The organism is Limnoraphis robusta CS-951 (genome assembly GCF_000972705.2).
Map to the genome: position 1 here is coordinate 1 of NZ_LATL02000215.1, position 10,987 is coordinate 10,987.

Annotated in this window: 6 protein-coding genes; 3 read left to right on the top strand and 3 right to left on the bottom strand. The window is 43.4% G+C overall.

Going from position 1 to position 10,987, the window contains the following annotated elements; genetic code table 11:
• Window positions 1–6 precede the first annotated feature (6 nt).
• Window positions 7–1,251, top strand: a complete 1,245-nt coding sequence (locus WN50_RS32395) for an RNA-guided endonuclease InsQ/TnpB family protein (protein ID WP_072075600.1) — start codon at window positions 7–9, stop codon at window positions 1,249–1,251.
• 782 nt (window positions 1,252–2,033) lie between these two features.
• Here WN50_RS32395 and fabD read toward each other — a convergent pair.
• The 3 genes from fabD to plsX all read right to left on the bottom strand — a co-directional run bounded on the left by fabD (window position 2,034) and on the right by plsX (window position 5,312).
• Complete coding sequence (gene fabD, locus WN50_RS18235; protein WP_046277282.1) at window positions 2,034–2,915, bottom strand: ACP S-malonyltransferase; 882 nt, start codon at window positions 2,913–2,915, stop codon at window positions 2,034–2,036.
• A gap of 57 nt (window positions 2,916–2,972) precedes the next feature.
• Complete coding sequence (locus WN50_RS18240) at window positions 2,973–3,965, bottom strand: beta-ketoacyl-ACP synthase III (RefSeq protein ID WP_046277283.1); 993 nt, start codon at window positions 3,963–3,965, stop codon at window positions 2,973–2,975.
• A gap of 309 nt (window positions 3,966–4,274) precedes the next feature.
• Entirely contained in the window at window positions 4,275–5,312 is a 1,038-nt protein-coding gene (gene plsX / locus WN50_RS18245) for a phosphate acyltransferase PlsX (protein ID WP_046277284.1), read from the bottom strand.
• A 198-nt stretch (window positions 5,313–5,510) separates the two neighbouring features.
• Between plsX and WN50_RS18250 the strand changes: the two genes are divergently transcribed.
• Together WN50_RS18250 and WN50_RS18255 are read left to right on the top strand one after the other, a co-directional pair.
• Entirely contained in the window at window positions 5,511–6,809 is a 1,299-nt protein-coding gene (locus WN50_RS18250) for a D-alanyl-D-alanine carboxypeptidase (RefSeq protein WP_046277285.1), read from the top strand.
• A 714-nt stretch (window positions 6,810–7,523) separates the two neighbouring features.
• Complete coding sequence (locus tag WN50_RS18255) at window positions 7,524–10,832, top strand: choice-of-anchor I family protein (RefSeq protein WP_046277286.1); 3,309 nt, start codon at window positions 7,524–7,526, stop codon at window positions 10,830–10,832.
• Window positions 10,833–10,987: the final 155 nt, after the last annotated feature.

Sequence of the window (10,987 nt, forward strand, 5' to 3'; positions counted from 1 at the left end):
TGAGGCATGACTGAGAAAGCCTATCGCTACCGTTTTTACCCTACTCTTGAACAGGAAAACCTGTTGAGGAGAACACTGGGATGCGTAAGATTGGTGTACAATAAAGCACTAGCTGCACGCACTGAGGCGTGGTATAAACGTTTTGAACGAGTTGGCTATTCTCAAACTTCTTCGATGTTGACAAACTGGAAGAAAGAAGAGGAATTAGACTTCTTAAATGAGGTGAGTTGTGTTCCCCTTCAACAGAGTTTAAGGCACTTGCAAACCGCTTTCAGTAACTTCTTTGCGGGTCGGGCAAAATACCCAAACTTCAAGAGAAAACGTAACGGTGGCAGTGCTGAATTCACCAAGTCGGCCTTTAAGTTTAAAGAGGGTCAAGTCTATATCGCCAAGTGCTTTGAAGCTTTACCCATTCGATGGAGTCGTCAACTTCCCAAGGGATGCGTACCTTCTACAATTACGGTCAAATTAGATCCTAGTGGAAGATGGTTTGTTTCTTTGAGGATTGACGACCCAACAGACCACAAACTAAAACCCATCGATAAAAAAGTGGGAATTGATCTGGGAATTACCAGTCTGTTTACCACGTCAGATGGGGTTAAAGTTTCCAACCCCAAACATTTTGACAAGCTATACAAAAAACTCAGACGCGCTCAAAAGTCTTTAAGCCGAAAAACTAAAGGTTCTTTGAACAGAGAGAGAGCAAGAGTTAAAGTAGCTCGAATTCAAGCTAAAATTGCCGATTGCAGGCGCGACCAAACTCACAAGCTAACAACTCAACTAATGAGTAAAAATCAAACGATAGTAGTTGAGGATTTAGCTGTAAAGAACATGGTCAAAAATCACAAATTAGCCAGAGCAATTAGTGATGCCAACTGGGGAGAACTTGTCCGACAACTCACTTATAAAGCCTCGTGGTATGGGCGAGAATTAATCAAAATAGATAGATGGTTTCCCAGTTCAAAGCGTTGTTCTAATTGTGGATACATTGCAGAAAAGCGGTGCGACCCCGCGTCGTCTCACGACGCTAGGGAACGCGCACCAAGAGGAATGCCGTTGAATATTAGGGAATGGGATTGTCCTAAGTGCAACTCTCACCATGATCGAGATATCAACGCTAGTATAAACATTTTGGCGGCAGGGCTTGCCGTGTCAGTCTGTGGAGCGACCGTAAGAGCCGAACAGAGTAAATCTGTTAAGCCAGGTGCGAAAAGCTCTTCTTTGAAGAGAAAGAAGCAGAAACCCAAATAGTGATGTTTGGGAATCCCGCGCCAAAAGTAAAACGTTGGCGTGCGGTCGGAGGTCAATGCTAATATTAAAGCATAAATAATCATATAAAAGAGCGAAATAAACAGACAAATCGGCAGCAGTATCAAGATTAACCAAGGAACAACACTCGCACCATAAAAAGCTTCTCCCATATTTACCCCTAAAATATAACAGGGATTAGCATTGCCTTCATTCAGCACGCAATTTCCCTGGCGGGCTAAAAAACTGACTAAAATAATACCCAGTACACTGGGAGAAATGGGAATATACCAAATACAAAATAAAGACCAAAAAAATTGTTGACGTCCGCGAAAGATGAGATGAATTAAAATAACAATAATCGCAATCGCAATAAAAGCGGGAACTATTCCCTGCGGTGACATCATTAACGGAAAATGCCAAGTCAGTCGAATTAAATTTTTAATTAAAATGCCAATATTTAACCCTAAAACCTGACATTGAGAAGATTGTTCTCCGACTAAAGCACAACCTAGAGTTTGTGATAATCCCAGTAAAAAAGCTGCTGTGAGAACGGGTAAAATGAAGCTAGCAATCAGAAAAAATAAACTTATTTTACTCCATTTATTATTCATAGTTTATCATCCAAACTGACTGTTATTATCCGGTATTTTTTTAGGGGTGCTGCGGTTTGTACCCTAAATTTTCAGGGATGAACCGCCCCAAACAAACAAGCCTCCTCAATTCTAACCTTTGGACTGAGAGAATTGAGAAGGAAAAATGACCCAAACGAGAAAGAGTCAGATTTATTTCAAAATTTGAGCAATAGTGCTAATATTTTCTAAGGTAATATCTGCACAAGTCCGCTTCACTAAACCCGTTAAAACTTTACCAGGGCCTATTTCAATCACCTGTTCAATTCCCTGTTTTGAAAACTGTAAACAAGTTTCCCGCCACCGAACAGAACCCGTCATTTGTTGAACGAGGCGATCTTTCAACAGTTCTGAGTCGGTTGTCGGAGTCGGATCAACATTAGATAATACTGGAAATTTAGCATCCGAAAAATTAACCGTCGCCAAAATTTCTTGAAATTCACTCGCCGCATCTGCCATCATCGGAGAGTGAAAAGCACCCGAAACATGGAGTTTAACCACTCGTTTAGCTTTGACATTGGCAATAATCAGATCAACCGCTTCCGGTGTTCCTGAAATCACGACTTGCGCCGAACTGTTATCATTAGCCAGAACTACATTTTCTGTTTGTTGTAACTGCTGTTCAAGTTGTTGGCTATCAAAACCAATAAACGCCGCCATTTGCCCACCTGCGGTATTATTCATCAATTCTGAGCGACGTTTAACCAAAGTTAATCCTGTGGCAAAATCAAACACTTCCGCAACAGATAACGCTACATATTCACCCAAACTGTGACCTGCTACAATATCAGGAGAAAGTCCTTGTTTTTTCATCTGTTCGGCGAGGATAGTTTCCAGGACATACAAACAAGGTTGAGTGTAAAGTGTACAAGAAAGTTTATCCTCATCAGATTGACATAAATCTCGAACAGACCAACCGAGTATATTTTGAGCAATTTCTAACTGGGGTTGTGCTTCCGGTAAATCAAATAAATCTGCACCCATGCCAACGACTTGAGAACCCTGACCCGGAAAAACCCATGCTGTTTTTGTCATTTGTTATGTGATTCAATTTTTAGCGAGAAAAGTAGTATAACCAGAAAATCAGCAACTTTAAAATCCCCATTGAAAAATAGCAGCCCCCCAAGACAATCCAGCCCCAAACCCAGAAGTCGCAATCACATCACCCGGTTGAATTTTAGCGGAACGCACGGCTTCATCAAGTGCAATGGGAATAGAACCGGCCGAAGTATTGCCATAATTGGCGAGATTGCTAATCACTTTTTCCGAGGGAATATTCAGGCGTTGCGCGACAGCATCCATAATTCGTTGATTGGCTTGATGGAGAATCAACCAGTCAATCTGATCAACCGTTAAGTTGGCTCGAAATAGAGCTTTTTCGATCACTTCCGGCACCTTTTTCACTGCAAAGCGATAAACTTCTTGACCATTCATCGTCACAGGTTGATAAGTGCCTTGACTGACAGTTACTCCGTCGATTAACGGTTGAGGTTGCCCTTGAAACGCCAAGTTCAGACAGTTATTCTGAGTACCATCACTGCGTAATTCAAAGCCCAAAAGGTGATCAGATTCACAGGCTTGCAAAACCACCGCCCCAGCGCCATCACCGAATAAAACACAAGTGCTGCGATCAGACCAATCGACCCAACGGGAGAGAATATCGCCGCCAACCAGGAGAACCGTTTTGTAAACGCCTGTCCGAATGAACTGAGCGGCGGTGACTAAACCAAAAACAAAACCCGAACAAGCCGCCGTTAAATCAAAAGCCACCGCTTGAGTGGCTGCGAGTTGTCCTTGAATTTGACTCGCCGTACCAAATAAGTCATCCGGTGTCGAAGTCGCCAAGAGAATCAAGTCAATCTCAGAAGGGTCAATTTGTGCCATCGCGAGAGCCTGTTTTGAGGCTATTGTTGCAATGGAACACAAACTGGTTTGAGGATCGGCCAACCGTCGAGAGCGAATTCCAGTACGAGAAGCAATCCATTCATCAGAAGTCTCAACAATTTTTGAGAGTCCGTGATTATCCAAAGAAACAGGCGGTGTAGCCGAGCCACTGCCTATAATCGCAATACCTGTATTCGTCATGTCTGCTTGCTTAGAAGTAATCAGAAGTTAGAACCCGATGAGAGTCCCGATTGCTCGAACAATAAATATTAATGGGTAAATGGGTTTATCAATTCAGCTTTACCTCGGGCAATTGTTTTTCATACATTTTCCATCTGGTTCACTTAAACCAAGTCACAGACGGTCAAGAAGTCTGTTGTGCTGTTAATGATCGCATCTTATCAATGTTCGGCACGCAAATTCTAGAGAGGCTGATGATTAATCGAGGACTCATTGAGCATAAAATGAGCGGGAAGTTCAGTCAAACTCCCCTCAATGCTCCCATGCCAACTACTGACCGCTTACTGCCTTTTGATGATCTTTTTGGTACTGAGATTGAATCCGTTCTAGAACACGATTGTTAATTGCGTCCTTAGCGGAACGAACCGCATTGCAAATGGTTGGCGCTTTGGATGAACCGTGACTGATGATGCAAATTCCGGCGACTCCTAAAAGCAATCCACCCCCATGTTCGACGTGATCAACCCGTTGTTTGAATCGTTTTAAACTGGGTTTCAACATTGCAGCTCCGATTTGAGAGCGTAACCCGGTTGATAGCTCCTCTTTGAGTAGATGTAATACAATCTCACCGACCCCTTCGGCAAATTTCAGCAGAACATTACCGACGAAGCCATCACAAACGATCACATCATATTGACCGGATAAGACATCACGGCCTTCTGCATTTCCTGCAAAACTAATTTGCGTGTTTTCTTGAAGCATTTCATAGGTACGAACGGCGAGATCGTTGCCTTTACAGGCTTCCTCACCGATATTCAGCAAGCCCACCCGAGGTTCATCAACCCCTAAGACGTACTTGCTATAAATCGTTCCCATCACGGCAAATTGCTCTAAAAATTTGGGACGACAATCGACATTCGCCCCAACATCGAGAACGAGAACCGGAGAAGTCGGATTTAAAGTGGGCATCACAGCCCCAATTGCCGGCCGATCAATTCCCGGTAGCCGACCGACTCGTAGCAAAGCGGCCGCCATCGCCGCCCCGGAGTGGCCAGCAGAGACAACTGCATCCGCTCTTTTTTCTTTGAGCAGATTCATTGCTACATTAATGGAAGCCTTGGGCTTACGTTTGAGAGCGCTCAATGGCTCTTCGTGCATTTCAATCGTTCCTTCGGAGGGTACGATTTCCGGTGGAGGAGAGACAGAGGGGTGATGCTTCAGACAAGCTTCGAGTTGCGGTGGATCTCCAACCAGCAACACCTCAACACCCAATTTCTCTTGTGCCATTAATGCTCCTGCAACAATTTCTGCGGGAGCAAAATCCCCACCCATAGCGTCAATTGCAATCCGTGCGCGAGTTGAACCCATTGACCAGTGTTAGAGAAACCTTAAAGATCTTACCAAAGAGTTATATCTCTTTATCAGTGAACGATTTTTTCAGTGATCACTCACCAGTGTTGTAGAGGTAATTAATCAATTACCCGTACCAGTTATCAGCTATAAGCTGTAACCTATAACCTGTAAGCTGTTGACTGCCACTGAAGAACAGAAATAAAGGAGTTAAGAATGTTAGATGTGTTTAGCTCGGGAGTCCTATCGGTGTGGCTAGAGATGGCAGGTGTCAACAAAATTGAGTTAAATGCTGCCACTCGGCAAGTTTGGGAAGGTGGACTCTCTAAGTTAATCTTACTCGATCAACCTGACCCGATTGCCGCCAGTCTTGTGGAGCAGTATCTCAACCGACTGGCCGAACGAGGATTATCAGATCAAGTTCAAGGGGTTTGGATTCAAGCAGGCCCGGTTTCAATGGCCAGTAATGTCGGGACAACACCGCTTCCGGCGGCTTCGATTACAAAAGTGGCGACTTCTTTAGCGGCTTTACAACAGTGGACACCTGATTATCAATTTGAAACTTTGATTGCGGCGACTGGCCCTGTGGAAAATGGCGTGGTTCAGGGTGATTTAGTGGTTGTTGGGAGTGGTGATCCGTTTTTTGTTTGGGAAGAAGGTTTTGCTTTGGGAAATACCCTCAACCAAATGGGGATTACTCAGGTGATGGGAAATTTAATTATTTCCGGCAATTTCTCGATGAATTATGAGTCTAACCCCATGAAAGCGGGTGAATTTCTCAAACAGGCTTTAGATTCTCGACTTTGGCCGGCCGAAGCTGCCGCTCAATATGACTCACGAATGCCTCCCGGAACCCCTAGACCGATTGTGGCGATCGCAGGTACGGTTCAACCTCAGTATACAACGGTACAAGCCAGTCCCCTCGTTCGGCATAAATCCTTACCCCTGGCGGAAATCATCAAACAAATGAATATTTACAGCAATAATTTGATGTCGGAAATGTTGGCTCAAAGTGTGGGGGGAGCGGCGGTTGTTCGAGAAAGAGCGGCAATGGCTGCGGGGGTTTCTGTTGATGAAATTCAACTGATTAATGGGTCAGGATTAGGCCATGAAAATCAAATTTCGGCAAGAGCTGCTGTGGCGATGTTTATGGCACTACAACAAAAATTAGACGGTACAAATTTAAACGTTGCTGATCTATTTCCGGTTTCAGGACGTGATATTGGAACGCTGGAATTTCGCAATGTTCCCCGTCATTCTGCGGTGAAAACAGGCAGTTTATTTGATGTTAGTGCTTTGGCTGGGGCTATACCGACAAGGGATAGAGGTGTGGTTTGGTTTGCGATTATTAACCGAGGAACGGGATTAGATGATTTACGCGATCAGCAAGATTGGTTGTTGCAACAATTAGTTAGTCAGTGGGGAACGCCTGCAACGTTACCACCCGCTATTTCTCCTCATATTGATGGCCGAAAACCTTTCCTCGGAGATATGAGTCGCAACGAAATTCTTTGACTTTATCTCTAGGATTTTCTAGGTTGCTGTTGAGTTGACCGCAACAAATATTCTTAGTAAAAAAACCCCGGTTTCTTTGAGCAGCCGGGTTTTTATAGAAGTTCTTCAACTTTTCTTCAGGTTTAATCGCTGACCTTCGGCTCCTCGCCCCGGACTTTTGATAATTCTCCAATTTAACTCAATTGGCCTTTTAAGAATACCCCTATTCTGTAAAACTTATGTAAAGCTTCTGTAAAAAAATAGAGCTTGATCCGCAAACATAACCCCATCTTAACCTTGAACCTTTAAAGTCTTCGTGTGGTTTAAAAGAACGCTTTCTATTTATTTCTATACTCCTAATTTCTAGCACAGTCAGGTTTGCCAAAACTAGATCGGCTTTGGAAGCTAGAACTTGGAGTAAGATTTTGATTGTCTATCAGAAAGTATTTCATTGGCTTGTGATGTATTGCAGGTGCATTATTTACAGTAAATAGTGAACTGTGTTGGGCGGGTTATACGGAGATTTAGGACGGCATAAATGACCTTAATATACTTGTCCTGCTCGTGAAAATTTATAGCAGTTCGCGCTGGTATCTTTACAAGAATCAAGCCTTATTTAACCACAAAGACACAAAGAACACCAAGAAGTTGTAAACACGCTCCTAAATCAATCATTTCTGAACTTCTGAACTTCTTTCCTCCTGAACTCCTGAATATTATCAAATATCTTAACCTATGACTACAAATCAACTCACTGTTTTAGGAACTTACGAAACTAATACTTTTGATGAAGGTGGGGCAACAATTACCGCCTTTGACTCTGATACAAACCGTTTGTTTGTGGTTAATAATGCTGACAATATTATCGATATTCTCGATCTTTCTAACCCAACAAACCCCAATAAAATTGGTGAACTCGATATTTCAAATTTTGGTAGCAGTCCGACGGGTGTAGCGGTTAACAATGGTATTGTTGCGGTATCCGTTCGATCTGAGAGTGATATTGAACCGGGTCAAGCTGTTTTTTTTGACACAGAAGGAAGCTTTTTAAACGCTGTTGAAGTTGGGGTTTTACCTGACTCTATCGCCTTTACTCCTGATGGTACAAAAGTCATTACGGCTAACGAAGGGGAACTTAGCGAAGAGGGCGACGCCGAAGGATCAATTAGTGTAATTGATATTTCCAATGGTGTCGAAAATTTGACGCTTTCTACCGCAGATTTTACTGCTTTTAATGGTAAAGAAGAAGAATTGCGCGGTCGGGGTGTTCGTATTTTAGCCGGAAAAACGGCATCGGAAGACCTGGAACCGGAAGCAATTGCAGTTTCTCCTGATAGCCAAAGCGCTTTTATTACCCTGCAAGAAAACAACACCGTTGCAGTTGTTGATCTTAATACTGCGACGGTTACAGAACTACAACCTTTGGGTTTAAAAGATTGGAGTCAAGGCTTACCCGAAGTTACTCAATATCGATGGAATTTAAGTGAAGAAGTCCTGGGAACCACACCCGCCGGACAAGAGATTTTATTAGGGGGAATGTCGGGTTTATTTTTTGAGAAACAAGAAGGTGACACCCTACATTTTATCGCAACTCCTGATCGCGGTCCTAACGGAGAACCGACTGATGTTGATGGTGATGGTACACCGGAACGTCCCTTTGCATTACCCGACTATCAACCCCGTTTAATTCGTTTTAGTTTAGATCAATCTACAGGGGAAATCAACCTCAACGAACAAATTTTCTTGACGCGGGAAGTCGATGGCGAACAGGTTCCTTTGAGCGGACTTCCTAATATTCAAGCGGGAGAACGTAACACTGCATATACTGACGAAGAACCCGTTGATTTGCTCGGGAACCCCTTAGAAAATGATCCCTTTGGGGCTGATATGGAATCGATAGTTGTCGCCCCAGACGGCACGTTTTGGATGTCTGATGAATACCGTCCAGCGATTTATCATTTTAACGAAAATGGGGAATTAATTGATCGGTTTATTCCTGAAGGAACCGCAGAAGCCGCAGGCGTTGAAGAGGGAACATTTGGAACTGAAAGTTTACCCCCTGTTTATGCCCAACGTCGCACAAATCGGGGTTTTGAAGGGATGGCATTAGATACCGACAAGGGTAAACTTTATGCTTGGATTCAAAGTCCGATTGATAATCCCGATGTTGGTAACGATGCCAATTCTCGAAGTTCGCAAGTGCTGAGAATTTTAGAATTTGACCCCACTTCTGGAGAGTCAACGGGAGAATATATTTACTTCCTAGAAGGTTCGGCGGGAGTCGATAAAATTGGCGATGCTGTTTACAAAGGAAATGGTAAATTTCTGGTAGTTGAACGGGATGACGGCATCGATGCAACTGCTGAAAAGTTTGTGTATGAAGTTGACCTAACAGGGGCGACAAATATATTAGGAACTGAACTGTCTGAAGCCACAGATGAGAATGCCTTAGAAGGGAAAACTGCTGATGATTTAGTCGAACTGGGTGTACAAGCGGTTACGAAAACTAAAGTCTTGAATTTGCCTTCTTTGGGTTATGTTGCCGGAGATAAAACCGAAGGATTGGCACTTTTACCGAACGGTTCTTTGGCGGTTATTAACGATAACGACTTTGGTTTATTACCCGAACAAATTCCGGTTGATGGTTCCGTTCCGTTTAATCCCAGTCCCACACAAACGGTGTTGGGAATTGTTGATTTTAGCGGGTTTAATCAACTCGATGCCAGCGATGAAGATGGGGAAATAAATATTCAAAACTGGCCGACGTTGGGAATTTATCAACCCGATGAAATCAAAGCCTTTGAAGTTGACGGTCAGACCTATTATATTACCGCCAATGAAGGGGATGAACGCGAAGAAAATGTTCGGGTAAGTGATGTTATTCTCGACCCCGTTGCGTTTCCGAATGCGGCAGAATTGCAACAAGATGAAAATCTAGGTCGTTTGAGTATTTCTGGAATTGATGGGGATATTGATGGCGATGGAGATTTTGACCAATTAATCTCGTTTGGCGGACGTTCATTCACAATTTTTGATAGCAAAGGTAATATTGTTTCAGATACAGGCGGTGAATTTGAACAAATTACAGCCGAACAATTCCCCGAATTTTTCAACTCAGATAACACCGAAAATAACTTCGATAACCGCAGCGATAACCGAGGCCCAGAACCGGAAGGAAACGCCATCGGAGAAGTCAACGGACGCCTTTATTCTTTCACCGGATTAGAACGAATTGGCGGTATCATGGTTTATGATATTACCGACCCAACAACTCCCGAATTTGTTCAATATATCAATAACCGTGACTTTAGCGGCGACCCGGAAGCGGGAACCGCAGGAGATTTAGGCCCAGAAGGATTAACGTTTATTTCCGCAGAAGATAGCCCCACCGGACGCCCACTTTTAGTGGTCGGAAATGAAGTTAGCGGAAGTACCACCGTTTATGATTTTGGGTCAGATGCAATTATGGGAAGTTCCGACAATGAAACTTTACTCGGAACTGATAATAATGACCTAATTTTTGGTGAAGCTGGAAATGATTTAATTGCGGGTTTGTTGGGTGATGACATTATTAATGGTGGCTCAGGTGATGATGTCCTGCGAGGGGATTTAAACAGTCGTTCGACCGGCGGAAATATTGGCGGAAATGACACCATTAATGGCGGTTTGGGCGATGACCGAATTGGAGGAAAAGCTGGAAATGACGCCTTATTTGGGGATGATGGCGATGATGAAATTTTCGGTGATGATGGTGATGATTTGCTACGAGGTGGTTTAGGAAATGATTTGTTAACGGGCGATAATTTCTCGGGTGGTCAAGGCGCCGATACCTTTATTTTAGCCATTGGAGAAGGAACCGATACGATTACTGATTTTGAAGTCGGTATTGATGTCATTGGTTTAACTCAAGGCTTAAGTTTTGAACAGTTATCGTTAGAAACTCAAGCACAAAATACCTTGATTAATTTCGGCGATGAAACGTTAGCAATTCTGCAAAAAGTAGACGTTGCAAGTTTAACTTATGCTGATTTTAGTTTGGTTTAACTAACATTTCTAACCCTCACCAACCTTCGTTCATCCCCCCTAGCCCCCCTTAGAAAGGGGGGGATGGAAAAAGCTTTAACTCCCACCAACTTACCCTTATTACTCCCCTCTCCTTACCCCCCTTTCAAAGGGGGGATCAAGGGGGGATAGAGAGG